Genomic DNA, 25,320 nt, shown 5'->3' on the forward strand with positions numbered 1-25,320 from the left:
TTCTCCACATTGCACCTGGCGGCCTTCAACTTTCTCACTTCTATGCTATCGTTTGCTGACGACATCCTCTTAACGTTCAGAAATAGAAAGGAAATCGAATGACAAGTCGCGTTTATGTGTTGGCACAATTTAAACCCAAAGCAGGCAAAGAAGCCGAACTGTTTGACGTGCTGAAAGCACTGGAGCCGGATTCGCTTCGCGAGCAAGGCTGCGTTCAATACACACTGACCCGCCAGATCGACCACCCGAGTGCGACGAGAAACGACTATCCCATCGTGTTTAACGAAATCTGGGCAAGTGCAGAAGACTGGTCTGCGCATGGTCGCCGGCAACAAATTCAACACTTTTTCGAAACTCAGGTGAAAGCAGAATCAGGCTTGGTTGACGATGCAATCGTGACCGCTTATTCCGATGAAGGGTACAACTTTGACGCTCCTGTTTACGACTAACCTCAGCTTGTAGTGTCCATTTTGCCTTCTGTTCATCGCAAGCGGCCCAGCGAAGTGTTTGCCGCTTGCGTTGTCTTTGTCATTACTTCCTTTGTCACCATCTCCGAGCAGCGATACCGCACACGCGACGCATCGTATTTCCTCTGATATTTCCTCTGAACTGTGGCAGCTATCTGAGCTGGCTTACCCGGCCGCATGACCCCGGCAATTACCCCGATACATGACCCCGACAGCATGAAACAATGGCCTGGTCTATTCTTACTGAGCAAGTCTTACGGGCAACGCTTGCGATACGTGAGGCATTGCAGAATCGGATGGGGTGGCAGGTGCATGGCTGATGAAAGCAATGAAAAACTCTCCAGAGAGCATCGACCGGAAGAGATAAGAGAAAGGCTTAAAATACCCGCGAAGGAAAATATTGCTTCAGACGTGGTTCTAGGTGGTATTGATGGCTGCGTAACCACCTTTGCTGTGGTCTCTGGCGTGGTTGGCGCGGGCTTTTCGCCTGTTGTTGCTCTGGTTCTGGGGTTTGCAAATTTGATCGCCGATGGTTTTAGTATGGCTGTCAGCAACTATGAATCGATTAAGACTCAGGGCGAATTTATTAAAAGCCTTCGCGATCAAGAACAAGATCACATTGAAAAGATACCTGAAGGCGAAAGGGAAGAAATCCGGCAAATATTCAAAAATAAAGGCTTCTCCGGGGGGACGCTGGAAAAGATTGTGGACACCATCAGCGCCGATCAGCAGTTATGGATTGATACCATGCTTATTGAGGAGCATGGGGTGCAAAAGACCAACCGAAATCCTGTCAAGGCAGCCATTGCCACTTTTGTGTCGTTTGTTCTTGTTGGCTCTGTGCCGTTAATACCCTTCATGATCCCCGACTTAGAAAAGTCTGTGCAGTTTGCCGGCAGCGCCTGTCTTGCCGCACTCATGTTCTTTTCAATTGGCGCTTTAAAAAGCCGGCTCTTCGCCAAGCCCGTCTTTTTTGCCGGAATCAGCACGCTTCTCACCGGTGGCGTCGCCGCCTCGCTGGCCTTTCTGGTCGGTTACGTACTCAGGGAAATCTTTGGCATAGTGGCGATGTAGCCATATGTAATCCGAACAGAACCTCCAATAAGCTTTGTATCGACAATGGTCCTGTTGTTATTTCACTCGAGCTTGCAGAGCGGGCTCAATGCTGCAATCGAACATGCCGCAATATTATGATTCACGCAATGCTCTGACGTTATGGGAATATCTGGTATTAGATTTACTGAACGTGAACCCTAATATGTGTCGCTCATTCGGTCAGGTTTACCATTCACTATTGGTATGGCGATCCAATAAAAGAAACTTTGATGGCCCCCAGTCTGATGAAGACAGAAAATTCAGATATGCTCACCTTTCAGTGCACTTATTACCAAGAAGATATTCTTTTTACAGAACCCCTCCGTCAGTTCGGCTGATCGATGAAGAGAATGTTGTTATCTCGCATCCGGCATAAAAATGGGTGCAAAAAAAGTAAGCAGGAACAAATCATGAGTAACTTTATTAATGCGGGCCTTGATCCGGATAGCGGGAAGCAAGAACTGATCTATATCGATCCTGAACATGGTGCGCCACGGGTTTATTACCTCAGCCCGAATAACGATGAAGCGAATTTAAATCTGGTTTGGGCCACCGCGCTGCTGAAAGCCAAAGGTAATATCAATCTGACCGGTTTTTTCAGTGCCGAACCCGGTTATGAGCGGTGCCGTATCGCATATGACCGTAGTGGTTGTTTATATCTGGTGGATGAGAAAAATCACCAGGCAGATTTTATTTATGACTACGGCATCGATAATATCCGGGCGGTCATTCTCTCTGATGGCCGGACATTGGCTGTTTTGTTTGAACCGGAGTGGGCTGACAACCACAGAGTGGAATTCTGGCAGTTTACCGGCACCAAACTGAGTCGTTCTTATCCGATAGAGCTGGATTGTTCTGCTGACGAAGACGATCCATCGGGCAATCTGATGCCCCTGTACGATATTCAATTTGATGACTTTCTCTTCGCGGGGCCGGACAACAGTCTGATTCTTTATGCCTGCGGTGAGCGCAGTTTTACCGACCTGAAAAACCGTCCGCTGCAGTTTCTGATGCGGATCGATCTGAACCTGCCCCAGGGGAAGGCCAGTATTCGTGTTCAGCGGCTGGAGACGCCGCCGAAGAAGTGGAACCCGGAGAAGTGCTGTATTGCCGTGGATATCAAACGTGGTCTGCTGGCAGTGCCCGGCATGGCGATTGAAACGGCAGCCGATCACGACATGGGCCAGCCAGGCTACCACCAGCAGGTAAACCTGATTGATTTGAACCGTATTCCGCCAGCAGGAGAAGCGCCGTTACCTGTGCAAGAGCTGATGTTTCGGATACCTGTGCGTTGCTATACCGTACAGGAGCTGGGCGGTCGCTTTGAACCGGAAAATCAAAGAGATCAGGCCGCATTTATCCAACGCATCACGAGTTTGCAGTTCAGTGAGCAGGACGATGCCCTCTGGGTTTGCTGGCAAGATCATGCCGTGCGCAAAACGGCCCTGGATGGCCGATGGCGTTCTCCTGTTCTTGCCGTTGCCGATAACGTGGATCTCAAGCGAGGCTGTACTTCTCGAAGTGAAACAAGCCTGCTGCAGGCGATGCCTTCTCCGACCAAGCCGAGGATTCTGCTGGGCGGCTGGCATGATTTATATACCCTGAGGTTATCGACACAACAGCTGGCCGCTCTGGCAATGACAAGTCCAAGTGCAGAGCTTGAGGACTGGTCTGCGGTGCAGGAAGAGGTCTGTGACTGGGGAGATGACTGGTCTCAGCCGCACAAGCAAAGTGACGAGCAGAAACTGCATCTGGCGCTGTTGGGAAAGCGAAAGACCAGAGTTGCCGATTTCGGTTCTGAACAGGCGCTGGGGGCTGCGCTCTATTACCTGTCGCTGAAATGCAGTGATATGGCGAACTTTTGTACCGGCAATCACCTGATCCTCGCTTTTACAGACGGCAAAGAAGTCTGGAATGAAGCACAGTTTTTCAGCACAGTGATACAGCTGCCTTTTGAATCAGCTGCAGAATTGATGGCAGATATTCTGAACAGTTTTATCGCTTACGAAGGCGCTGATTATTGTTTCAGTGAAAATGAAAAACCGGCACTGGCAGATTGCGCACTGCATCTTGGCTTATCTGACAGTCGTTGGCTGCCGCTGATTAGTCGTTACCTGAATGCCATCGACCCGGATCATGAAGCGTTTTTTACCGGGGAGGGAATCCGCCTGCTGGAATCACGCCACGGCAATAGCCCTGAATGGGACAGCTTCTATCAGTCTCTGCCTGACACGATGGCCTGCCACGAAGAAGATTTTGAGTTTGAGGATGAGGACGAAGACGAAGACGAAGACGAAGAGGACAATGATGCTCCCCGGCGTTCTAAAAATGAAGTACGTGCCAGCATACCTGCTGAGCTGCTGGCGCAACTCGCTGTCAAAGAGCAAGAAGCCAGGGACGCTTACCAGCACCAGATTGATCGGGTACATGAAGCTGAGAGCCAGGCGCAGATTGGCGAGCTGCTTGATGAGTGGCTGAACGAAAGCCATCAGGCTTATATTGATCCGGAGATTGCCAGCATTAATTACACCTCGCGCTTTCGTCAACGGTTCAAAACCGAAGCGCATCTGGCCCTGGAGGCAGAGGTCGAAAGCTACTTTACCGACTCGATGGACAGCTTCGCTGTCTCGGAAGGTAATTATTATGATCTGGATATCAATACTTATCTGGATGCCTTGTTCGAAAAAGCGGAGGCATTGCAATGCTGGGACGCGCTGGAGCGTTATCTGAAAGCCCAAATTCAGTGGCTGGATGAAAACAGCGAAGGGAACGCCTGGTATGTTGATCAGACAACTTATGGCAATTACGCCGCAGAAGCCTTGCTGCGCCATGACGCAAGTTATGGTCCGCTTTATGCGCAGTACCTGACCACACACCGTCTGGCTGTGCCAGAGGAAACTGTGGGTGAATTTCTGCGCGAGATCATCCCTGAGCTGGGGATCACTGCAGACACTTATCCGATCATTCTTGCCCGTCTGACGTATGCTGAAGACCAGTGTGGCTGGGAGGATGTTGCACACTGGTGTGAGGTGCTTCCAATCCGTGACTGGCTGTATCAGAACAATAAAGTGGATGATTTCATCGCTGCCGTTCAGGCTGATGCCGAGAGTTATAATCGCAGTGAAGCGGATGCCAAAGAGCGTGTTGATGAAATCAGAGAGATGCTGAACATTGAGGATCCTGCGCAGCAGGCACTCCTGAGAGAACATTCCCAGGCTGAGTTATTGCAAGCGCTGTATCTGCAGCGCCATGAGCTTTATCAGCTGGAACTCAGCCGGATTGCCGGTATTGACTCTCCAACGGCAATGGCAGCAGCGCTGAGCCGCTGGCAGGAAGAGCTTCGTCATCCTGATGCGCGTGTCTCACCGGATCCTCTTTGTTACGACTACGAAAAACGGTTTGAACTGCGATTCATGGGACAGGAGATCCGCCAGTTGGAGCAATCCATGGATAAAAGCCTGCTCGAACAGCTCAATCTGAAAAAGCCTAAAATTTATGGTTCTGCGATTCCTTACTGCCTGTTCGACAAAGCCAAAGCGCTGGGTGCCTGGGAAGTGCTGGAAACCTATCTGAAAGATCAGATTCGCTGGTATCAGGACAATCAGGTCAGTTCGGCGTTTTACATCGAAGATCTGCCTTATGGTCATTATGCCGCCGGTATGCTGGCCGAAGCACACAGCCGCTATATTCCGCTCTATGTCGAATACCTGAAAGCTTTGTCTGTCATCACTGAGTACAAAGGGACCGGAGAGCAAATTGATGATCTGTTTGATCATTATTGCCGATACAAAGAGGGTATTTACGGCGGCTTTGAGGTTTTCCTGCCGGTGATACAAGCCAGACTGACTCATGCGCGGGGCGAGTGCTGGGCGGAGAGTGTCCGCGACTGGTGTGAGGATTATGGGTTAGCGCAATGGCTGGATAGCAACCGTGAAGCTGCAGAAAAGTTGCGCGAGCAGGTTACATATGAACTGATGCAGCAGGGTTATGAGCAGGATGAAATCAACAGCACCTTGGCGTTAATCGGCAACCCCGGTTGATAGTGATTCTCCGGGCGAATTGAGCGGTATTCGTTCAGATTGGGGCAGATCTTGTTTTCAGCATTGGACAGAAACAGGATTTGCCCTCAATCAGACATTATCGTCCCCGAATATTTCTCAACAACTCTTCACTCAGCTCGCGCAACACCCCGGGGGCGGGGCAGGTGTGAGAATAGGCGCGAATGCCGTAAATGCCCATTACCAGATAGCGGGCTAATTCTTCCGCGCTGCGGTTACCCGCTATTTCCCCATCGCGAATGGCCTGTGCAAATTTGCAGGCGAAGCGTTGTTCCCAGTCTTTCAGCTTGTGGCTGATCAGGTGCTCAATTTCTTTATCGTCCTGTGCCAGTTCGCTCAGGGCTTTTTGCAACAGGCAATCTTTAATCTCTTCCTGCTCGCATTCGATCACCATTTGCTCCAGATAGGCTGCAATACCCGCCAGCGCAGAAGGTTGATTGTCGAACAGCGCCTGAAACGCGAGATCCCGTTCTTTTTGATACTGCTCCAGTGCCGCTACCAGCAAGCCGCGCTTATTGGTAAACGCACAGTAGATCGACCCCGGATGCAGCCCGGTGGCCTGCTTGAGATCCTGCATGCTGGTTTTGCTGTAACCCTTGGCGATAAAGGCATCCATCGCGGAATGTAACACCGTTTCGCGGTCAAATTCGGCGCTGCGCATTAATTTTCTCTTATCCATATGGCCTGCAGGGATTTTATCCGATCTTGAATGTGCATTCAAAAAATACTTGAACGCGCATTCAAGATCGACTAATTTGAATGGGCGTTCAAGAAATGATCACAGGGTGTCCCTAATGGAAAATTTGTTTCAACCTCTCGCACTGAATAGTTCTATCACACTGAAAAACCGCATTCTGATGGCGCCTTTAACCCGCTGTATGGCGGATGATGAGCTGGTGCCGACTCAGGCGATGGCCGATTACTACGCCCGTCGTGCGGATATTGGTCTGATTATCAGTGAAGCCACTATCATCCGTCCGGACGGGCAGGGCTATCCGAACACGCCAGGGCTGTTCACGCCGGCACAAATTGCGGGCTGGCGTAACGTCACCGATAAAGTGCATGACAACGGCGGCAAAATCTTTGCTCAGTTATGGCACACCGGACGTGTGGCGCATCCCCATTTCTTCGGCGGCGATTATGTGCTGGCTCCTTCTGCGCTGGGTGTGGAAGGCACAGTGCCGCGGATGCGTGAGCTGACTTATGTCGTGCCCAAACCGGCCAGCAAGGAAGAGATTGAAGAGCTGATTGCCGATTATGCGCAGGCGGCGATCAATGCGCTGGAAGCGGGTTTTGACGGTGTCGAGATCCATGGCGCGAACGGTTATCTGATTGATCAGTTCCTGCACTACAGCAGCAACGTACGAGAAGATGAATTTGGCGGCAGCCCAGAAAACATGGCGCGTTTCCCGCTGGCCGTGGTCGATGCGGTGGTGAATGCCATTGGTGAAGACCGTACTGCACTGCGCCTGTCGCCGGGGGCTTACTTCAATATTGATACCGATGCCCGCGATCGCGAAGTGTTTGACTATCTGCTGGGTGAGCTGGAAACCCGCAATCTGGCGTTCCTGCATGTGGGCGTGTTTGACGACCAGATGGAATTTGATTATCTGGGCGGCACGGCTTCTGAGTATATGCGCTCGCGTTACAGCAAGACGCTGGTCGGCGTGGGCGGTTTTACGCCGGAAAGCGGCAGTCAGGCGATTGCCAGCGGCAAGTTCGACTTGCTGGCGATTGGTCGTCCCTTGATTGCCAATCCGGATTATGTTGCCAAAGTCCGGGCCGGTGAAGCACTGACCGAATACTCAGATACCATGCTGGCCGAGCTGGTATAAGCAAAGTTTTACCTTGTTACATAAATCGAACGGAAGGCTTTGCCTTCCGTTTTTTATGTTGAGGACTAAGTGCTAAGTTCTGAGTCCTAATAACTAAGTGCTGAGTTTGATGGCGGGATTTATCAACCGGCGAAAGCCATCATTGCTGATAGTGCTTCATCACTCTCAATATCGGGCGCTGATCCTGATACGATAAGGCAGTGAAATCACACGTTAGGGAAGGATGACAGTGATAGAAATAAAACGGCCGCAGGATCTGGTGCGTTTACGGCGCCTGGCGTTGGCTGCACAGGGATTACTTCAGGCTCAGCCTTACGGACGCGGCCTGGCCGGAGCACGCAAAGCGATTAACCACTTAGGGTATGTGCAGATAGACACCATCTCTGTGGTGGAGCGCGCGCACCATCATGTTTTTCACGCCCGGGTACCGAATTTCAGGCCGGACATGACTCATCAGCTGTTGCTCGATGGCGACATTTTTGAGTACTGGACCCACGCGGCGGCATTTATCCCCATTGAAGATTTTCGCTTCTCCTTGCCCTACAAACACGCGATTCAAAGCGGCCAGACGCATTGGTACAAAGAGCGCGACAGCAAACTCATGACAGAACTGCTGGCACGCATTCGCGCCGAAGGCCCGATACGTTCGCGTGATGTGGAAACCAATTCCGGCAAACGGGCAGGCTGGTGGGACTGGAAGCCGGCCAAGAAAGCCCTCGAGCAGCTGTACATGGAAGGTGAGCTGATGGTCAGTAATCGCGAGGGTTTTCAGAAAAGCTACGATTTAACTGAGCGGGTACTGCCCTCCCATGTTAATACGCACATGCCCAGCCTGGCAGAGTTTGCCGCGCACTTGCTGGACCAGCAATTACGCTGCCATGGTTTTGTTTCTCTCAAAGGGCTGACCTACCTGCGGCGTAACAATGATCTTCGCAAAGCGGTTAAGGCGCTGGTGGAGGAAAAGTTAGCGCGACAGGATTTAGAGCAGGTGCGCGTCAGCAGCGGTGAGGTGTTTGTGCTCGAAACCGGTGCACTGGAACGCCCGATCCCCAGGCTGAACAACCGAATGTTGATCCTCTCGCCCTTCGATAACAGTGTCATTCAGCGCGACCGGCTCAAAGTACTGTTTCAGTATGATTATCAGATTGAATGCTATGTGCCTGAAGCCAAACGAAAGTATGGCTATTTCTGTCTGCCGCTACTGTATCGCGGTGAATTCATCGGACGGATGGATTGCAAGGCGCACCGAAAAATCAGCCACCTGGAAATCAAATCCCTGCATATTGAAAACCATCGCTTTGATCAAGAGCCGCTGATTGCGGCCTTTGCTGCGGCTGTCGCGCAGTTTTGTCATTTTCAGGCGTGCAGCACAGTGTCTCTGACCCAGGCTCATCCCAAACAGCTTGAGTCACCCTTGCAACGTGCGCTGGAAGCGTTGGAAGACAAGCAGAAATTCGCAACAGATCGCTGAAAAAGCCACAGGTCGCTGAAAAAGAAGCGGAGCCGCCTGCGTATGAACATCAGGTTTTTGTCGTTCATAGGCAGGTCGCTGAAAGATGCTCTGGTATAGATGCTCAGGCAAAGCGACTCAGGTCGCGTTAGCCACAGCACTTTTTGAATTTTTTACCGCTGCCGCAAGAGCAAGGATCGTTGCGGTTTGGTGTCTTTTCAAAGGTGATGGTGGCGGGCTTGTTCAGCAGCGTATCCAGCTCAACCGTGTTTTCTTCCTGAGTGGCATCGACGACAATATCGGCCACGAGCGCGTGTTCAGCAACCAGCGCTTCAATCTCCGCTTTACGTGCTTCTGTGTTCACCACGACAGAAACGGGCGCTTCTTCAGTGCCTGCCTTGACGCCACGGTTTACGTTATAGCCCGACTGCGCATGGTTTTGCATTACATCCCTGCGGCCTTTGAAAAAAAATTTTGACATTGGAGACTCATCACTCGTTGGTATGACGTAACAGAGCGGCGATTATACGCATAAATGGTCATTGATAAAGCAGTGATCAAACAAACCCGGTAAGAAAACGCCCTTCAGGCTATGGCTGAAGGGCAGTACACAGATCACGCAAAACGGAGGGCTGTTTTTCCGGTGAGGCCGGCTTATTTACAGCCCGTACCCGCCATTGACGTCCAGCACGGCATTACGCATGGCCAGCGATTGATCGGAAAGCAAGAACTCAATGGCACCGATTTGGTCTTCTGCGGACATCACCCGGCCCAATGGCGTGTTATCCAGTGAGGTAAACAACGCCTGTTGCTGCTCTGTGGTCATTCCGGCTTTAGACTGAATCTCTGTCGCGGTGACACCGGGGCGAACCGAATTGATCCGAATACCCTGCGGCGCGAATTCGAGATTAGCAACACGGGCAATCGCTTCAAATGCGGCTTTACTGGCAGAATACACCGCACTGTTGGCAAACGCCTTGTTGACGACAATGCTGGAAACAAACACCACGCTGGAAGGATTATTGAGGATCGGATGGAGCTGCTGCAGCGTCAGCCATGGCCCTTTGGTGTTGATGTCCATGGTCAGATCAAAGGCTTCTTCTGTGGTCGTCAGCATGGATTCGGGATAGAAAACACCGGCGTTGAGCACCAGGCCATCGAGCTGAATATTGTCACGTTTCAGCGTGGCCGCAAGCTGTTTAATGTGCTCTGAACGGGCGCTGTCTGCCACATACCCGGCGCAGCCAATGGCCTGTGCTGCCGTATCAACTCTGGCTTGATCACGGCCAGTGATGATGACCTGATGGCCGGACTGAACCAGATGTTCCGCCAATGCCCGCCCGATACCGGCTGTACCGCCAGTGATTAAAAATGTCTTTCCTTTCATGGTATTTCTCCTGTCTGTGAGCTTATCTCTAGCTGTGTGGACAGCGTATCAGCTTGATCTGTTGCCAATAAGACACCAATATGGCTACAGACTGGTTCCAAAATGGAAATAAACACACAGGGATGGATATGTCTTACCTTAATTTGCCGCTGCTGCACGTCTTCCATCTGGTGGCAGAGCGTGGCAGCTTTCAGGCAGCAGCGACTGAACTGCATTTACCGCGATCTTCGGTCAGTAAGAAAATTCGCCAGCTCGAGCAGTTTATTGGTCAGCCTTTGCTGCACCGTTCCACCAGGCAACTGCAGCTGACGGATGTTGGCCGCAACCTGTTGCTGGGCACTGGTGATCTCAGGGCGGTATTATCGAACTTGCATGGGATCATTGACGAAACGCAACAGACGCCGAAAGGGCGGGTGAAAATCAGTGCCAGTATTTTGATGGGGCAGCGCTTTGTGGTGCCGGTACTGAAACAGCTGCGCCAGACGTATCCGGATATTGTGATTGATCTGAGTCTGGATGATCAGACGGTCGACTTGCTGGATGCGAAAATTGATATTGCCATTCGTATCGGTCAGCTACCGGACTCTTCCCTGATTGCCCGAAAAATCGGAGACAAGCACTGGGGATGGTTTGCCTCGCCGCGTTACCTTGCTGAGCGGGGCTGCCCTCAAGCGCCGCATGAGCTGGCGCAGCACGATTGCCTGGTGTTTGAAAATACGACCAGTCGCTTTAATTTCTGGCCTTTTCAGGACGCGAACGACGACACAGAAACGGTCGAAGTGACTGCGGCAATCAAAACCGACAACAGCCGGGCTTTGGTGGATATGGCGTGTGAAGGGCTGGGGATTATGATGGTTGACCCTGCTTTCGTGCAGCAGGAATGTCAGCAGAACCTGTTAGTGCCTGTGCTGACAGACTGGCGCCATCCAGAGCGCAGCCCGATACAGCTGGTCTGTGTCGGCGAACGGACCAAAGCATCGCAGGCGGTCTGGCAGTTTCTGCTGGCGCACTGGCCGGGGTAAAGCCATCATCGGCATGTAATCAAGACAAGGAGAGTCAGTTATGTATCAAGGCCAGTGTCATTGCGGCAATGTCCGGTTAACCATTGCGCGGCTCACCGAAACCGCCACGCGCTGTAATTGTTCGCTCTGTCACCGTTATGGGGCATTGTGGGGATATCTGGCTGAGTCTGAGGTGGAGATTCAGGTGGGGGAGTCCGGCACTGAATATTATGAACATGGTGATAAGTGCATTCATTTTCATCGCTGCAAACGCTGTGGCTGCGTGACACATTATTCCTCGGAGCCAGCCTCCGGCAGTGATCGGCTCGCAGTAAATTACAGTATGTTTTCAGCCCGGGAGATCAGACCGATTCGTATCCGGTTGTTTGATGGGGCGGATACCTGGCAGTTTATTGACGAATGAGTGAGCCATAGCGCACTGATCAGGTCAATTGAACGAGCGCAAGCGCATTGAGCCTGATTCAGCAGACTGGCTGATGTGACAGACCGCAATAAAAAGGAAAGTGACTTTACTGTGACTTTCCTTTTTTCTTTTCCGATTGTCTCAAAGGATGGTACTGAAAAGTGAGCCGGAGTGCGGCTCAACCGAATGCTATTGATAGAATTGTTTTAACTTATTGTTTTTATTGTTATTTTCTGTCATTTCTGTGACGTATTTTTGAAATAAAACTGTCATCTGACCGGTGTAAATTTCCTGACTCAAATCTGTCATGATTCTGAAAATAATTTGTAACGTGAAACAATAAAAACATGGAGTGTCTGATATGTCAGTTTGCAATTTATTGGAATTTTCAGAGTCTGGTGGCTGCGGATGTAAAATCCCGCCTCAGATGCTGACGAATATTCTGAAAACAACACAGCAGAAAAACACCGTTAAGAATAACGATATTTTATTGGGCTTTGAAACCTCTGATGACTGCGCCATTTATAATTTCGGTGGTAAAAAGCTATTATTTTCGACTGACTTTTTTAGTTCAACCGTCAGTTCTCCCTATCTGTTCGGGAAAATAGCTGCAGCCAATGCACTGAGTGATATTTATGCGACCGGCGGCCGTCCTTTAATTGTCAATTCCATCCTGGCTTTTCCACCCGATGATATCCCCATGCCGTACATTGAAAAAATGATTGAGGGTGCCCAGGAAGTGATGGCGGAATGCGGGGCAACTGTGGTCGGTGGCCATACCATTAAAAATGCTCAGCCCTTGTATGGCTTTGCGGTGATTGGTGAAGTTGAGGATGCGCATATCCGGCAAAATAATACCCCCCGAAATCATGATCTGGTGATTATCACCAAACCGCTGGGGATTGGCATTATTTCAAACGCCCTGAAAGTGGGGAGATTGAGCGAAGCAGAGTTACCCGAGTCAACGCTCGAAATCATGAGTCGTGTGAATCGGATTGGTTACACTTTGGCTCAGTATCCTGGTGTCAGTGCGATGACAGATATTACCGGTTTTGGTCTCGCCGGACATTTGAGTGAGCTGGTGGACAACACTGGGTTTAACGTCAGCATTGATGGGGATGCGGTGCCTGTCATTGAAGGTGTGGAAGCTCTGAGCCTGGCGGTGACGAAGAATCCGAGCGGTACTTACAACAATATCAGCCGTTATGCCCGGTTTGTGAAATATGAATCCGACATCAGCGATGCGCTTCGTCTGATTCTGCACGATCCGCAGACGAACGGCGGATTATTGTTTACCGTCGACGAGGAAACCTATCGGGATCATATTCTGCCGCTGTTTGAAGCGGAACAGTCTGACCATTATGTGATCGGGACAATCAGCGCAGGGCAAGGGCAGATCATCATCAAATGAGTCAGGAAATTATCGTTGGCCTGTTAGGGATCATCACAGGCAGTTTGTCGGGTTTACTGGGTATCGGTGGCGGCATTTTGCTGGCACCTTTACTGATTATTTGCATGCCCTGGCTAAACGGAATCGCACTGCCGATGGTGACCATTACCGGATTGACGGTCGCCCAGAGCTTCTTTGGTTCCGTCAGTGCCCTGTTTCATCACTCAAAATATCAGCAACGGGATAAAAATCTGATTTACCGTTTCGGCGTCCCTATGGGCGTCGCCAGTCTGGCGGTTTCTTTGTTCACGTTTCATTTATCCGACCAGGTGATTTTAATCACGTTCTCTGTGCTGGCGATCAGTTCCGTGGTGATCACGACCTTAGGCCCGGAATTCTGGCGAAAGTGGCTGGGCGAAATCCGGTTAGATTCTGTGGTATTGCCGATCATGGGTCTGTTGCTGGGGTTTACTTGCGGGATTGTCGGCCAGGGTGGCGGCTTTATTTATCTGCCGGTGATGATTGCTCTCTTCGGCTGCCTGCCCAAACTGGCTATTGCGACAGCGCCTGTGATCGGGATTATCTCTTCTTTTTCATTGTTTTTCGGACGTGCGGCTTCAGACACTCTGGACTGGACGCTCTGTGGTTATCTGGTGGCGGGCATATTCGTCGGCGCAAAGCTCGGTAGCTACCTGTATTTTCGGTTGAACGAAAAGATGCTTGCGCGTTGCGTGAATATTTTCGTGCTGCTGAGTTCTATTAAAATCATGTCGATGGCTATCGGCTGATCCAAACCGATTGGTGGAAAAATGATTAATGCGGATGTAAGCGGGTCTGACTGGATCAAGCCCGAGGTTTTTGATTACCTGAAAAAGCAGTTTTCAGAACAACGTTTTGGCAACCCGAACTCGAATCATTTCATCGGAAACAGATTGTTTCAGGAGATTGAGATGGCGAGGGGGACATTGTGCGGGGTATTGTCCTGTGACAGCCACCAGCTGATCTTCAATGGTGGTGCAACCGAAGGGATCAGAAATGTGTTTTTCAGTTTCTTTGAGCACCACAGTTATCAGGATGCAGTGATCCTGCATTCGCCCTATGAACATTCTGCGACGCTGGAAAACATTCGTTACTGTCGTGCGAAAGGTGCTGATTCTATTGTCCTTGCGCATGAACAAAACGGGCTGCTGGATTTGGCCGGGTTACAGGCCGCACTGAAAGCCTGTCAGGGGAAAGCGGTTCTGGTGGCGGTGATGGCTGCGCATAATGAAACGGGGGTGATTCAGGACTATCAGCAGATTGCTGAATTGTGCCATGCATATGATGCGGAATATCTGTGTGATACCACGCAACTGATTGGCAAGCAGTCGTTTGATTTCGAGCGAAGCGAAGTGGATTATGCCGTCGCTTCTGGTCATAAGTTTGGCGCTTTACCCGGTACCGGTTTTCTGCTGGTGAAAAATTCCTGGCATTTCAGCCCGCTGTTGCTGGGCGGCGGACAGGAATCCAGCCTGCGGGCAGGTACCCAGAATTATCTGGGTATTGCTTCTATGGCCATTGCTTTGCCGCTTGCACAACAGCAGATGGGGAATCAGGCGGAAGTTACCGCGGTGCAGCGACGCTTTGAACAAGCGCTGAAGCACCACTTTCCCGGAACCGTCATTATCGGCGAAGCGGCACCGCGAGTACCAGGACTGACTTTCTGTGCTATTGGCGGCGTCAGCCGGGAAGCTTTGCAGACGGTTCTGGATGATGCCCGCATCATGGTGTCATCCGGTTCGGCCTGCTCAGACCGGAAATCAGCCTTGTCGAAAGTGGCAACCGGGCTGGGGTATAGTGATGATTTGGCAAAAAATACCCTGCGTTTCAGTTTGGGGTACTCCGGGACAGAAGCAGTCTACGCCAGCCTGGCAGATACGCTCCGGCGTGTTGCGCCCAAAGCGCTGGTCGCCTGATGTTCAGGGACAGTCTTTGTGTAAAGAGCCAGCTATCTAGCTGGCTCTTTTTTATTTTCACCGTTTCAGTACGACAGCGGTCATCGTTAAACCAGTGCTGATGTTCTCTGGTGATCTCAGAGTCACCACGAGAAAACGTTCGCCATCAGAATTAATGAAACTTAGTTCATATTGATTTATGATGCTCTGCCATGCGCCGCTTGCAGGCGCTGAATCCAGGAAGCATTGCCCGAGAGTGGCCGGCGGTGAAAGCGAATCTGCTCAGTAAGCTCAGAGACTAGGGAAGGGCCCGATAGAATCATTGGGTTGGGCTGTTCAAGTCGGTCCGGTAGGTTAAGCACCGGCCATTTCAGCTTTCAGCCACGCCATGAACACCTTTAACCGTGCCAGTCTGGCTGAGTTCGGGTCATAGACCATATAGCGCCTGACCGGATTCGGGTGAGGCAACTGAAAAGGGATCACCAGCTGCCCTGCGTCAAGCTGGCTCTGATATAAATAGGGTACGGCCAGCGTGACGCCATGGCCGTTTAACACCGCAGTCAGTGCCATATCTGTGCTGTTGACCCGAGTCCACTTGGCGTGTTGGTTACTGGCCTGCACTCCTGCTTTTTCAAACCAGCTTTGCCAATCGTAGGCGCCGGGGTTTTCCAGAGTGACTAACCAGGTGGACAGAAGATCGTCGGGGGAGCTGAGTGGCAGATCACGGGCAAGTTGCGCAGAGCAAACCGGATAGACGGCGGATTGACCGAAGTACTCACAGGACAGGCTGTCCTGTGTGTATTTTTCCACCTCCGTGCCGAAACGAATTGCCAGATCAATATGCGCTTGTCTGAGATCATCAAACCCCGCGGACGAGATCACACGAATCTGGATTTCCGGATGCAGTTCGGAAAAGCGTTGCATCCTTGGCATCAACCAGAGCGTGGTAAAAGCCTGTGTTGAGCTGATGGTGAGCTCACCAGCAATCTCTTCCTGATGAAGTTGGTTCACCCCCTGATGAATGATGGCCAAAGCTTGTTGCGCGCACTTGAGCAGGCTTTGGCCTTGTTGGCTCAGCAGCATTCTTTTGCCTTTCCGGACAAATAAGCGGCATCCTAAACTCTGTTCCAGCTGTCGCATTTGTTGGCTGACGGCGGCCTGGGAAATACAGAGTTCATCGGCCGCCAGACTATAGCTGTTGTGTCTGGCGGCGCATTCAAAGGTGACCAGTAGATTGATATTTTTCAGCAAAATAGGGGCGTCTTGTCTGTATTCGGGTGCAATATTATAAGTTTTTCTTATATTTAAAGTCGATTTGTATCGTTGGTGTTGAACCGCGACCGGAAACAAAATGGGCATGCAGGGAGCAGCCCGGCCCATTCGTGGTTTTCCAGTCAGGAGACAGACATCATGCAAGAATTTAAACAATTACATCAGCAAACGACGCCTTTCATCATCGGAAATGTTTGGGATGCTGCCAGTGCCCGTTGCGCCCAGCAGGCTGGTTATCAGGCGTTAGGGACTTCCAGTGCAGCCATCGCCAGTCTGCTGGGCTATGAGGATGGCGAACAAATGCCGTTTGCTGAGTTAGTTTTTATGGTTCGGCGCATTGCCGCAGTCAGCAAGCTTCCTGTCAGTGTGGATATTGAAGCCGGGTATAGTCGTGAGCCGGAGCATATTGCCGATCATATACAGCAATTGACCGGGCTGGGTGTGGTCGGAATTAATATTGAAGATAGCCGTGTTGATGAATCCCGAACGTTAGTGGATGTCGATCAATTTGCAGCGATATTATCGGCAGTGCGCAATATATTGCGGCAACGTCAGGTTGAGGTGTTTATCAATGTCCGCTGCGATGCATTTTTACTGGGTTTAGATCATGCTTGCGCCGAAACGGTGAAGCGCGCCCAAATCTATCAGATGGCAGGTGCTGATGGCTTATTTGTGCCCTGTCTCACACAGGCTGGCGATATCAAAGCCGTTGTTGCAGCAAGTTCGCTGCCGGTGAATGTAATGGCAATGCCTGATCTCCCTTGCTTTGAGGTGTTGGCGGGCTTGGGAGTGAAACGGATCAGTTCAGGCAACTTTGCTCATGATGCGATGCACAGGCATCTTCTCAATCAATTGGTTGAGATGAAACAATCCGGATCGTGTCAATCGCTGTTCGATTCGAGCACAGTCGGATGAGCTGATTCGCTGCTGTTCTTTTCAAGTTCAGAATGGGAGCGGAGAAAGCGTTCTCAAGGGAGGAGGTTGGGTCTGTGTGAAACAGCATTGAGGTTTGTGGCTGCCGACCGCATGATGCGGCCGGCTTTGGCTGTGATGCCCCAGGCTTTCATTTACGCCCGGTTTGCAGCCTGCTTGTCGGTCAGTGCTTTCATCACCACGTCTTTATCATTCAGGTAAGATTCCAGGCCTTCACGGCGCAGATCGCAGGACGGGCAGTTGCCGCAGCCGTCGCCAATCACACCGTTGTAACAGGTCAGGGTCTGATTGCGGATGTAATCCAGCTTACCGTGCTGATCGGCCAGCGCCCAGGTTTCGGCTTTGTTCAGCCACATCAGTGGGGTGTCTATTTTCAGCGGACGATCCATGCCCAGTACCAGTGACTGATTGAGTGACTTCACAAATTCATCACGGCAATCCGGGTAGCCGGAGAAGTCGGTTTCACACACGCCGGTAATAACGGCTTCTGCGCCTATCTGGTAAGCGTAAATGCCTGCCAGCGTCAGGAACAGTATGTTACGACCCGGCACAAAGGAATTGGGTAAGCCGTTCTCTTGCAGCGCATGGGACACCGGAATATTGTCCCGGGTCAGTGAGCTGATGGCCAGTTCATTGAGCAGGCCGACGTCCATCACCTTGTGCGCGGCAACACCTAAGTCTTTGCCAATGGCCTCTGCAATTTCGATTTCCAGTTTATGGCGTTGACCATAGTCAAAAGTGATGCAATGGACTTCATCATAATTGGCCATAGCCTGAATTAAACAGGTGGTAGAGTCCTGTCCGCCACTGAAAACGACAACGGCTTTGCGCATGGTGTTGCTCCGAATCTGGTTCAAAAAAGAAGGCACATCCTACCTTGAGAGTCAGGATATGCCAAGCCAACTGTCTTGTTACAAGCGCTTACCGGGAGAGCAGGTTCAACTGAGTTGCCCTGTCTGTTCAAAGGCTGCCAGTTGCTCAAGGTAAGGCTGAATATCACCGATGTTACTGGCCACCCAATCGGTGTCGAAATAGGTATCCAGGTAGCGCTCGCCACTGTCGCACAGCAAGGTCACGATGGAACCTTGTTCACCGCGGGCTTTCATGTCGCTGGCGAGTTGCAGCACGCCGTACAGGTTGGTGCCGGTAGAGGCGCCCGCTTTTCGGCCCAGCAGTTTTTCCAGCCAGTGAACGGTTGCGATACTGGCTGCATCCGGAATGGTGCGCATGTCATCGACCACGTCCGGGATGAAGCTTGGCTCGACACGCGGGCGACCAATCCCTTCAATACGGCTGCCGCGCTCACCTTTCAGGGCGGGATCCCGGGTGAGGTAGTAATCGTGAAAGACCGAATGTTCAGGATCCACCACACACAGCTGGGTGTCGTGCATCTGATAACGAATATAGCGGCCTATGGTGGCGGAGGTGCCGCCTGTGCCGGCACTCATGACGATCCAGGTCGGGATCGGGTGCGCTTCTAACTGCATCTGCTCAAAAATGCTCTTGGCAATATTGTTATTGCCGCGCCAGTCAGTGGCACGTTCCGCGTAGGTGAACTGATCCATGTAATGACCGTTCAGGTTTTCAGCCAAACGACGAGATTCGTCATAAATCTGGCAAGGGTCATCTACAAAATGTGCCTGGCCGCCATAGAATTCAATTTGTTCAATTTTTTTACGGGCAGTCCGGCGGGGGACCACGGCAATAAACGGCAAGCCCAGCAGGCGGGCAAAATAGGCTTCAGAAACCGCGGTGCTGCCAGACGAGGATTCGATGATAGTGGTGTGCTCGCCAATCCAGCCATTGCATAGGCTGTAGAGGAACAGAGAACGGGCCAGACGGTGCTTCAGGCTGCCGGTCGGGTGAGTGCTTTCATCTTTCAGATACAGGTCGATCCCTTCAATGGCCGGAATGTCCAGTTTGATGAGATGGGTATCGGCTGAGCGCTGAAAGTCGGCTTCGATTTTTCTGATGGCCTGGTTCACCCAGAGTGGATCGTGACGCATGAAACATCCTTGAAAATTGGCTGATTAACTCAATGAAAGTTTACGCTAACGGGAGGAAATTTCTTTGCTATTATTATTGTTGCTTTGATTAATTATAGAAATTTTTTCTTCAAAATAGATATTTCAGGGAAAAATATGGCTGAAAGGAATGTAGCGGAAATAGATACCACGGACCGATTACTGCTGGATTTGCTGCAAATGGATGCCAGTCTGTCGCTCAATGATCTAGCAGAAGCGGTCAATCTGACCACCACACCTTGCTGGAAACGGTTAAAACGGCTGGAAGAAGCGGGGATACTGAAGCGGCGGGTAGCTTTGCTGGATCCGGTCAAATTAGGCCTGTCATTCATTGCCTTTGTCCAGATAAAAACCAGCGATCATTCGCAGGACTGGTATCACCGTTTTGTCGCAACAGTGAGTGAATTTCCGGAAGTGATGGAGTTCTACCGCATGGCCGGAGAATACGACTACATGATGAAAGTTCAGATGGCAGATATGGCTGCGTTTGACAGCTTTTATAAAAAACTGGTCAACAGTATCAGCGGATTAACCAATGTGACTTCGACCTTTGCCATGGAACCCCTGAAATACACCACAGCGCTGCCTTTATAAATCTCTGATTTGTATTGAAAAAGCACTGTATAAAAACAAATATTCCGTTAACGCTGTGAAAATAGGCAGCATCACCTGCTGTTTTGCTGCCATTCCTTACATTTGGGTTGATAATCAGCCTGCCTTTTTGCCAATATGTTGCTAGATTGTCACCTCAGTGTGACAGGCGATTTTATCCTCTCGATCCACCCGACTTTATAATATTTTTCTGTTCTTCGGCTTACTTCTCGTGAGCAGACCGTGTTTTGCTGGAGGAAACATGCAGGTTTTTTGGCAACTCAGGTGGTACTTTCGGCAAGAGTGGCGGCGATATGGCGGCGCGATCGCTATTTTTGTCATTATTGCTTTTTTTGAACTGATCCCACCCCGGGCCGTGGGCTGGATAGTCGACGGTGTGGTTGAAGGCAAAATGACCATCAATACCATGCTGATGTGGCTGGGCGGGCTGGCCGCAATGTGGGTGCTGGTGTATGTGTTGCGGATAGTCTGGCGTCTGTGGTTGTTTGGCAGTGCCGCGAAACTGGGCACTGTGCTCAGAGACAAACTCTATCGCCATTTTACCCGGCAGGCGCCGAATTTTTTTGAGCGCCACAAAACCGGTGATCTGATGGCCCGTTCAACCAATGATGTCAATGCGCTGGTGATGACAGCCGGAGAAGGCGTACTGACCGCGGCGGATTCGCTGATCACCGGATTGGCGGTTTTGCTGATCATGACGACCCAGCTCAGCTGGCAACTGACCATTTTAGCGCTCCTGCCTATGCCTGTGATGGCCTTGCTGGTCTCGCGCTTTGGCAGCCAGCTGCATGACAGGTTCAGCGAATCGCAGGCCGCTTTTTCTGCCCTGACGGACACCACGCAGGAATCGCTGAACGGCGTCAGGATGATCCGCGCCTTTGGTCTGGAGCAAAGGCAGCAGGCCGCGTTTGAGAAAGTCGTTGACCATGCCGGTGAAAAGAACTTCGGGGTGGTGCAAGTAGATGCCAAGTTTGACCCTGTGATCCAGCTGACAATCGGGATGTCCTTTTTCCTCAGTGTCGGCGGCGGGGCTTATTTAATTCATCAGGGTGAGCTGACCCTGGGCGATCTGACCGCGTTTACTTTGTATCAGGGCTTGATGATCTGGCCGATGCTGGCCATTGCCTGGCTGTTCAATATTCTTGAGCGCGGCTCTGCGGCATGGAAACGCCTGCAGGAAATTTTGGATCAGGCCCCGACTATCGTCAGCGGCGCTAAAACACTGCCAGACACCCGTCAGGCGCTGGATATCCGGATTGAGGCATTTTCCTGGCCGCAGCAGCGCCAGCCTGCCCTGCAGGAGCTGGCGATCCATCTGCCGGCGGGTCAGATGCTGGGGCTGGCCGGGCCGGTAGGTTGCGGTAAATCTACCTTGCTGGCGCTGCTTTTACGCCAGCAGGAGCTGAGCCATGGGCGCATTGCGTATGGCGGTGTGTGTATCCGCGATGCAGTCCTGGAACAATGGCGCAGCCGGTTTGCGGTGGTCAGTCAAAGCCCGTTTCTGTTTTCCCGCTCGATTGCCGATAACATAGCCTTGGGCAGGCCGGATGCCAGTATGGATGCCATCCGTCACGCTGCCGAATTAGCCTGTATTGATGAAGACATCATGCTGTTCCCCGACGGGTATAACACTCTGGTCGGGGAAAAGGGCATTACGCTGTCCGGCGGTCAGAAACAGCGCATTGCGATTGCCAGGGCGCTGCTGCTCAATGCCGAAATTCTGGTGCTGGATGATGCGCTGTCGGCCGTCGACGGCAAAACAGAGCACAGGATCCTGCATAATCTGCGCAGTCAGCCCCAGCGACAGACAGTAATTGTCATTGCCCATCGCCTGACCGCGCTGGAGCAGGCCGATGAAATCGTCGTGCTGCAGCACGGTCAGGTGAGCGAGCGCGGAACGCACGCTGCTTTGCTGATCAATGATGACTGGTACGCCGAGATGCACCGCTACCAGAAACTGGAACAAGCCATTGAGGAGGGGCAATGAAAAGACAGGCAGTTAACCGGGCGGTATTACAACGGCTGCTCAGGTACGCGCTGGACGATAAGCGCAACCTGTTCATTGCTATCGCGCTCTTGTTCGTAGCCTCGCTGGCGGATGTGTCCGGCCCCTGGCTATTGCAGCGTTTCATCGATAACTATATCGCCGTTGATCAGTTTCCGGCGGCCGATGTCGCGGCCTTAGTGGCGGCCTATATTGCGCTGATGATTCTGGCGGGGGCGTTTAAATACGCCCAGTCACTGCGTTTTAATCAGATTGCCATCGGCGTGGTGCAGAAAGTCCGCAAGCAATTGTTTGCCCGGGTGATGAACCAGCCTCTGTCGGCGTTTGATTACATGCCCAGCGGCAAGCTGATCTCCCGGCTGACCAATGACACTGAATCGATTAAAGATTTCTACGTTTTTGTGATTGCGACCTTTTTAAAGAACGTCACTTTGATTGTGGTGATGCTCACTGTGATGTTTATCATGAGCTGGCGTCTGACTCTGGTGGTAATGGCATTGTTGCCGGTTGTGGTGGGCGTGATGGTGGTGTACCAGCACAAAAGTGCCAGTGCCTACCGGCGCATGCGCGATTTGCTGGCCGACATTAACTCCTCGATGAGCGAGTCCATCCAGGGGATGAGTCTGATCCAGCTCATGCGGCAGGAAAAAGCCTTCAGTGCCTATTTTGGCGGGCTGACCGATCAGCACCTCAGGGCGCAGATCGGGGTCACCAAGCTGAACAGCATCCTACTGCGGCCCCTTATTGATCTGCTGTCCGGGATAGCCTTGCTGACGCTGGTGGCGCTGTTTGGTGTTGGTGGCACCGAGCTGATCGGGGTCGGGGTGCTGTACGCGTTTCTGAGTTATCTGGGCCGGGTCACCGAGCCGCTGATCGAAATGACGCAGCAGTTATCTTTGCTTCAGCAGGCACTGGTGGCCAGCGAGCGGATCTTTGCGCTGATCGATTCACGCCAGCAAGCGTACGGTGAGGATGAAAGGCCATTGGCCAGCGGACATCTGGCGTGCCGTAAGCTGAGCTTCAGCTATGACGGCAAGCAGAGAGTGCTGGACAACATTGATCTCGAACTGCCGCATCAGGGGTTTCTGGCACTGGTCGGGCATACGGGCAGCGGCAAAAGTACCCTGGCCTCGCTCATGATGGGTTTTTACCCAAGCTCCGAAGGCGGCGTCGAGTTAGACGGTCGTCCGCTGGAAAGCCTCAGCCGGCCTGTGCTTCGTCAAGGCATCGCCATGGTCCAGCAGGATCCGCACGTACTGAGTGATACCGTCAGGGAAAATGTCAGCCTGGGTCGGGAGATGACTGATGATCAGATCTGGCATGCCTTAGAAACGGTCGGCCTGGCCGGACAGATAAAACAGTATGAGTTTGGTTTAGACACTGTGCTGGGGGGCGGGGAAGTGAACCTGTCTGCCGGACAGAAGCAGTTACTGGCACTGGCCCGTGTACTGGTGGAGCAGCCGAAAGTGCTGATACTGGACGAAGCGACCGCCAATATAGACTCAGGGACAGAGCAAAAAATTCAGCATACGCTCTCGGTGCTGCGTCAGAACATGAGCATTGTGGTAATTGCGCACCGGCTTTCAACCATCATGGATGCCGATGAAATTGTGGTATTGCACCACGGCGAAGTGATTGAAAGAGGCACGCATTTCAGCCTGCTTTCTGAGCGCAAACAGTACTGGCAAATGTACCAGTTGCAGCAGGTAAGTGATCATCTCCACCATTTGGAAGAAGCTTCTGCCGAGACAGCAGAAAATTGACATCAGCCTGACAAAAATGTACAAGTCATTCACTATAAATGGCTCCCGGGATAATGGTGGCATATTGCCATTCCGGGAGCTTTGCCGTTAGTGAGCACTCATGGTCTGTAAGGTGAATGTCTGCAAGATGAACGTCTTTTAGATGATCGTCTTCCGGATAAATCAGTCTTCACGTTTACGCATCAAACCTTCCTGCACGGCGGAAGCAACCAGTTCGCCGTCACGGTTATAAATCTCCCCCCGGACCAGACCGCGTGAACCGCTGGCTGATGGACTGTCAATGACATACAGCAGCCAGTCGTCCATACGGAACGGGCGGTGGAACCACATGGAGTGATCGATAGTGGCCACCTGCATTTTCGGGGTCAGCAAGGTGACGGCATGCGGTTGAAGGGCGGTGACCAGGAAACCCCAGTCTGAGGCATAGGCCAGCAGGTACTGGTGAATGCGAGGATCGTTCAACATTTCACCATTGGCTCTTATCCAAAGGTATTGTTTGGCCGCCTCTGATTGAGGATGGAGCGGATTGATCACAGTGACCGGGCGAACTTCAATCGGTCGCTCGCAGCCAAAGGTCTCGACAAATTTACGGGGCAGCTGGTCTGCGATGGCTTTGACATGGTCCTGTTCTGATTTCAGAGACTCGGGTGGTGGGACATCCTCAGGCATTGGGAATTGGTGGTTAAAGCCGTCTTCCAGCGCCTGATAAGACGCTGTCAGGTAAAAGATAGGGCGACCGTTCTGAATCGCTTTTACCCGACGGGTGCTGAAGCTTTTGCCGTCACGCAGGTTTTCGACATCGTAGATAATCGGTTTTTGCGGATCACCCGGCAGCAGGAAGTAGCTGTGGAAGGAATGGACAAACCGGTTCTCCGGCACAGTTTCTTTTGCTGCTGACAAGGACTGTCCGATGACCTGACCACCATAGACCTGGGGTAAACCAAGATGTTCACTCTGACCGCGGAACAAACCTTGTTCCAGTTGTTCTAAGTGCAACAGATTGAGAAGTTCGTTCAGTTCTTTGCTCATCGGAGCTCCAGTTATAATGCTATTATTAGCCAAATTTTTACAGTTAGTTATCCATAAACTCAAGGCGAAAGGTTCTGAAGTGTTAGAACCATCAGTTTGTGGGAGGAATATCAAGGGCAGGGTACAACTATGAAAAAGATGTTTGCGTTACTAAGCTTATTGGTCACGGCTATGGTTATCTCAGCATGTACAAATATGATCAATAAAGAAGCAGGTGTCGGAAAAGTTGAAGGTAATCTGACGTATCGTGAGCGTATGGCGCTTCCGGATGATGCGCTGATTACAGTAACCTTGTCAGATGTTTCTCTGATGGATGTGCCCGCGAAAGTGATCAGCCGTCAGTCGTATCTGGCTGCAGGCAAGCAGGTACCTTTTTCGTTCAGCCTGCAGTATATGGAAGAAGAGATTAAGCCATCTCATACCTATGCCGTGAGCGCGCGAATCGAAGTGAATGGTAAACTGCTGTTCATCACAGATACCGCCAATCATGTGATTACTGATCCTTCCAAAACCACCCAGTTGGATCTGATGCTGGTACGCGTCAGCCAGTAATCTCTGAATAAGAATCTCCAAAGCCCGGCGATTGCCGGGCTTTTTGCATTTAGGTGCCATTCAAGGCTGTTGCTCTTGTTCCTCCCCCT

22 protein-coding genes are annotated in these 25,320 nt (G+C 51.5%); 15 read left to right on the forward strand and 7 right to left on the reverse strand.

Going from position 1 to position 25,320, the window contains the following annotated elements; translation table 11 throughout:
* The first annotated feature begins 98 nt into the window (after positions 1 to 98).
* The 3 genes from P0Y67_RS01210 (at position 99) to P0Y67_RS01220 (ending at position 5,602) form a co-directional block, all read left to right on the forward strand.
* Positions 99 to 449 (forward strand): putative quinol monooxygenase, encoded by a 351-nt coding sequence (locus tag P0Y67_RS01210; protein WP_027253994.1) that lies wholly within the window; start codon positions 99 to 101, stop codon positions 447 to 449.
* A gap of 330 nt (positions 450 to 779) precedes the next feature.
* A complete protein-coding gene (locus P0Y67_RS01215) occupies positions 780 to 1,541 on the forward strand; it encodes a VIT1/CCC1 transporter family protein (protein WP_342390384.1) in 762 nt (253 codons plus the stop codon).
* A gap of 431 nt (positions 1,542 to 1,972) precedes the next feature.
* Positions 1,973 to 5,602, forward strand: coding sequence for a hypothetical protein (locus tag P0Y67_RS01220; protein ID WP_342390385.1), 3,630 nt, complete (start codon positions 1,973 to 1,975; stop codon positions 5,600 to 5,602).
* Between the two features lie 97 nt (positions 5,603 to 5,699).
* Here the strand turns inward: P0Y67_RS01220 and P0Y67_RS01225 are convergent, their stop codons facing one another.
* Entirely contained in the window at positions 5,700 to 6,281 is a 582-nt protein-coding gene (locus tag P0Y67_RS01225) for a TetR/AcrR family transcriptional regulator (protein WP_342390493.1), read from the reverse strand.
* A gap of 133 nt (positions 6,282 to 6,414) precedes the next feature.
* On the opposite strand from P0Y67_RS01225, the gene P0Y67_RS01230 reads away from it, so the two are divergent.
* Both P0Y67_RS01230 and P0Y67_RS01235 read left to right on the forward strand, forming a co-directional pair.
* Positions 6,415 to 7,455, forward strand: coding sequence for an alkene reductase (locus tag P0Y67_RS01230; RefSeq protein WP_342390386.1), 1,041 nt, complete (start codon positions 6,415 to 6,417; stop codon positions 7,453 to 7,455).
* A gap of 229 nt (positions 7,456 to 7,684) precedes the next feature.
* Positions 7,685 to 8,926 carry a winged helix-turn-helix domain-containing protein gene (locus tag P0Y67_RS01235; protein WP_342390387.1) on the forward strand — a complete coding sequence of 414 codons (1,242 nt, stop codon included), beginning with the start codon at positions 7,685 to 7,687 and terminating at the stop codon, positions 8,924 to 8,926.
* 127 nt (positions 8,927 to 9,053) lie between these two features.
* On the opposite strand, the gene P0Y67_RS01240 is transcribed toward P0Y67_RS01235, so the two are convergent.
* Both P0Y67_RS01240 and P0Y67_RS01245 read right to left on the reverse strand, forming a co-directional pair.
* Entirely contained in the window at positions 9,054 to 9,386 is a 333-nt protein-coding gene (locus P0Y67_RS01240; protein ID WP_027254000.1) for a PBPRA1643 family SWIM/SEC-C metal-binding motif protein, read from the reverse strand.
* A 177-nt stretch (positions 9,387 to 9,563) separates the two neighbouring features.
* Complete coding sequence (locus P0Y67_RS01245) at positions 9,564 to 10,292, reverse strand: SDR family NAD(P)-dependent oxidoreductase (protein ID WP_342390388.1); 729 nt, start codon at positions 10,290 to 10,292, stop codon at positions 9,564 to 9,566.
* Positions 10,293 to 10,420: 128 nt separating this feature from the next.
* On the opposite strand from P0Y67_RS01245, the gene P0Y67_RS01250 reads away from it, so the two are divergent.
* From P0Y67_RS01250 to P0Y67_RS01270, 5 genes are all read left to right on the forward strand, one after another.
* Positions 10,421 to 11,314 (forward strand): LysR family transcriptional regulator, encoded by an 894-nt coding sequence (locus P0Y67_RS01250; protein WP_342390389.1) that lies wholly within the window; start codon positions 10,421 to 10,423, stop codon positions 11,312 to 11,314.
* Positions 11,315 to 11,354: 40 nt separating this feature from the next.
* A complete protein-coding gene (locus P0Y67_RS01255; RefSeq protein WP_342390390.1) occupies positions 11,355 to 11,717 on the forward strand; it encodes a GFA family protein in 363 nt (120 codons plus the stop codon).
* Positions 11,718 to 12,078: 361 nt separating this feature from the next.
* A complete protein-coding gene (gene selD, locus P0Y67_RS01260; RefSeq protein ID WP_342390391.1) occupies positions 12,079 to 13,128 on the forward strand; it encodes a selenide, water dikinase SelD in 1,050 nt (349 codons plus the stop codon).
* Positions 13,125 to 13,895, forward strand: coding sequence for a sulfite exporter TauE/SafE family protein (locus P0Y67_RS01265; RefSeq protein WP_342390392.1), 771 nt, complete (start codon positions 13,125 to 13,127; stop codon positions 13,893 to 13,895). The genes selD and P0Y67_RS01265 overlap by 4 nt, the downstream gene beginning before the upstream one ends.
* 21 nt (positions 13,896 to 13,916) lie before the next feature.
* The gene (locus P0Y67_RS01270) at positions 13,917 to 15,062 is read left to right on the forward strand and encodes a cysteine desulfurase family protein (RefSeq protein WP_342390393.1); all 1,146 of its coding nucleotides are present in this window, start codon (positions 13,917 to 13,919) and stop codon (positions 15,060 to 15,062) included.
* A 333-nt stretch (positions 15,063 to 15,395) separates the two neighbouring features.
* Here P0Y67_RS01270 and P0Y67_RS01275 read toward each other — a convergent pair whose 3' ends face one another.
* Entirely contained in the window at positions 15,396 to 16,292 is an 897-nt protein-coding gene (locus tag P0Y67_RS01275) for a LysR substrate-binding domain-containing protein (RefSeq protein WP_342390394.1), read from the reverse strand.
* A 159-nt stretch (positions 16,293 to 16,451) separates the two neighbouring features.
* Here P0Y67_RS01275 and P0Y67_RS01280 point away from each other — a divergent pair, with 159 nt between their 5' ends.
* The gene (locus P0Y67_RS01280) at positions 16,452 to 17,228 is read left to right on the forward strand and encodes an isocitrate lyase/PEP mutase family protein (protein ID WP_342390395.1); all 777 of its coding nucleotides are present in this window, start codon (positions 16,452 to 16,454) and stop codon (positions 17,226 to 17,228) included.
* 152 nt (positions 17,229 to 17,380) lie between these two features.
* Here the strand turns inward: P0Y67_RS01280 and queC are convergent, their stop codons facing one another.
* Positions 17,381 to 18,079 (reverse strand): 7-cyano-7-deazaguanine synthase QueC, encoded by a 699-nt coding sequence (gene queC, locus P0Y67_RS01285; RefSeq protein WP_342390396.1) that lies wholly within the window; start codon positions 18,077 to 18,079, stop codon positions 17,381 to 17,383.
* A gap of 105 nt (positions 18,080 to 18,184) precedes the next feature.
* Complete coding sequence (locus tag P0Y67_RS01290; protein WP_342390397.1) at positions 18,185 to 19,252, reverse strand: PLP-dependent cysteine synthase family protein; 1,068 nt, start codon at positions 19,250 to 19,252, stop codon at positions 18,185 to 18,187.
* Positions 19,253 to 19,387: 135 nt separating this feature from the next.
* Between P0Y67_RS01290 and P0Y67_RS01295 the strand changes: the two genes are divergently transcribed.
* The 3 genes from P0Y67_RS01295 (at position 19,388) to P0Y67_RS01305 (ending at position 23,650) form a co-directional block, all read left to right on the forward strand.
* Positions 19,388 to 19,864, forward strand: coding sequence for an Lrp/AsnC family transcriptional regulator (locus P0Y67_RS01295; RefSeq protein WP_342390398.1), 477 nt, complete (start codon positions 19,388 to 19,390; stop codon positions 19,862 to 19,864).
* A gap of 259 nt (positions 19,865 to 20,123) precedes the next feature.
* Positions 20,124 to 21,869 (forward strand): ABC transporter transmembrane domain-containing protein, encoded by a 1,746-nt coding sequence (locus P0Y67_RS01300; protein ID WP_342390399.1) that lies wholly within the window; start codon positions 20,124 to 20,126, stop codon positions 21,867 to 21,869.
* On the forward strand, positions 21,866 to 23,650 hold the full coding sequence (locus tag P0Y67_RS01305; protein ID WP_342390400.1) for a SmdB family multidrug efflux ABC transporter permease/ATP-binding protein: 1,785 nt from the start codon (positions 21,866 to 21,868) through the stop codon (positions 23,648 to 23,650). The genes P0Y67_RS01300 and P0Y67_RS01305 overlap by 4 nt, the downstream gene beginning before the upstream one ends.
* A 162-nt stretch (positions 23,651 to 23,812) precedes the next feature.
* Here P0Y67_RS01305 and tesB read toward each other — a convergent pair whose 3' ends face one another.
* Positions 23,813 to 24,679, reverse strand: a complete 867-nt coding sequence (gene tesB, locus P0Y67_RS01310) for an acyl-CoA thioesterase II (protein WP_027254010.1) — start codon at positions 24,677 to 24,679, stop codon at positions 23,813 to 23,815.
* 129 nt (positions 24,680 to 24,808) lie between these two features.
* Between tesB and P0Y67_RS01315 the strand changes: the two genes are divergently transcribed.
* Positions 24,809 to 25,231 (forward strand): YbaY family lipoprotein, encoded by a 423-nt coding sequence (locus P0Y67_RS01315; protein ID WP_342390401.1) that lies wholly within the window; start codon positions 24,809 to 24,811, stop codon positions 25,229 to 25,231.
* The last annotated feature ends 89 nt before the right edge of the window (positions 25,232 to 25,320 follow it).

Origin of the sequence: Photobacterium sp. SP02 (assembly GCF_038519165.1) — a bacterium.
Taxonomy (GTDB): domain Bacteria; phylum Pseudomonadota; class Gammaproteobacteria; order Enterobacterales; family Vibrionaceae; genus Photobacterium; species Photobacterium halotolerans.

Excerpts from the sequence above, each read along its gene's own strand:
- P0Y67_RS01295 (WP_342390398.1), top strand. The coding sequence starts at position 19,388 with ATGGCTGAAAGGAATGTAGCGGAAATAGATACCACGGACCGATTACTG.
- tesB (WP_027254010.1), bottom strand. The coding sequence starts at position 24,679 with ATGAGCAAAGAACTGAACGAACTTCTCAATCTGTTGCACTTAGAACAA.
- P0Y67_RS01255 (WP_342390390.1), top strand. The coding sequence starts at position 11,355 with ATGTATCAAGGCCAGTGTCATTGCGGCAATGTCCGGTTAACCATTGCG.
- P0Y67_RS01245 (WP_342390388.1), bottom strand. The coding sequence starts at position 10,292 with ATGAAAGGAAAGACATTTTTAATCACTGGCGGTACAGCCGGTATCGGG.
- P0Y67_RS01220 (WP_342390385.1), top strand. The coding sequence starts at position 1,973 with ATGAGTAACTTTATTAATGCGGGCCTTGATCCGGATAGCGGGAAGCAA.
- P0Y67_RS01215 (WP_342390384.1), top strand. The coding sequence starts at position 780 with ATGGCTGATGAAAGCAATGAAAAACTCTCCAGAGAGCATCGACCGGAA.
- queC (WP_342390396.1), bottom strand. The coding sequence starts at position 18,079 with ATGCGCAAAGCCGTTGTCGTTTTCAGTGGCGGACAGGACTCTACCACC.
- P0Y67_RS01280 (WP_342390395.1), top strand. The coding sequence starts at position 16,452 with ATGCAAGAATTTAAACAATTACATCAGCAAACGACGCCTTTCATCATC.
- P0Y67_RS01290 (WP_342390397.1), bottom strand. The coding sequence starts at position 19,252 with ATGCGTCACGATCCACTCTGGGTGAACCAGGCCATCAGAAAAATCGAA.
- P0Y67_RS01225 (WP_342390493.1), bottom strand. The coding sequence starts at position 6,281 with ATGCGCAGCGCCGAATTTGACCGCGAAACGGTGTTACATTCCGCGATG.
- selD (WP_342390391.1), top strand. The coding sequence starts at position 12,079 with ATGTCAGTTTGCAATTTATTGGAATTTTCAGAGTCTGGTGGCTGCGGA.
- P0Y67_RS01250 (WP_342390389.1), top strand. The coding sequence starts at position 10,421 with ATGTCTTACCTTAATTTGCCGCTGCTGCACGTCTTCCATCTGGTGGCA.
- P0Y67_RS01300 (WP_342390399.1), top strand. The coding sequence starts at position 20,124 with ATGCAGGTTTTTTGGCAACTCAGGTGGTACTTTCGGCAAGAGTGGCGG.
- P0Y67_RS01230 (WP_342390386.1), top strand. The coding sequence starts at position 6,415 with ATGGAAAATTTGTTTCAACCTCTCGCACTGAATAGTTCTATCACACTG.
- P0Y67_RS01240 (WP_027254000.1), bottom strand. The coding sequence starts at position 9,386 with ATGTCAAAATTTTTTTTCAAAGGCCGCAGGGATGTAATGCAAAACCAT.
- P0Y67_RS01270 (WP_342390393.1), top strand. The coding sequence starts at position 13,917 with ATGATTAATGCGGATGTAAGCGGGTCTGACTGGATCAAGCCCGAGGTT.
- P0Y67_RS01265 (WP_342390392.1), top strand. The coding sequence starts at position 13,125 with ATGAGTCAGGAAATTATCGTTGGCCTGTTAGGGATCATCACAGGCAGT.
- P0Y67_RS01305 (WP_342390400.1), top strand. The coding sequence starts at position 21,866 with ATGAAAAGACAGGCAGTTAACCGGGCGGTATTACAACGGCTGCTCAGG.
- P0Y67_RS01315 (WP_342390401.1), top strand. The coding sequence starts at position 24,809 with ATGAAAAAGATGTTTGCGTTACTAAGCTTATTGGTCACGGCTATGGTT.
- P0Y67_RS01210 (WP_027253994.1), top strand. The coding sequence starts at position 99 with ATGACAAGTCGCGTTTATGTGTTGGCACAATTTAAACCCAAAGCAGGC.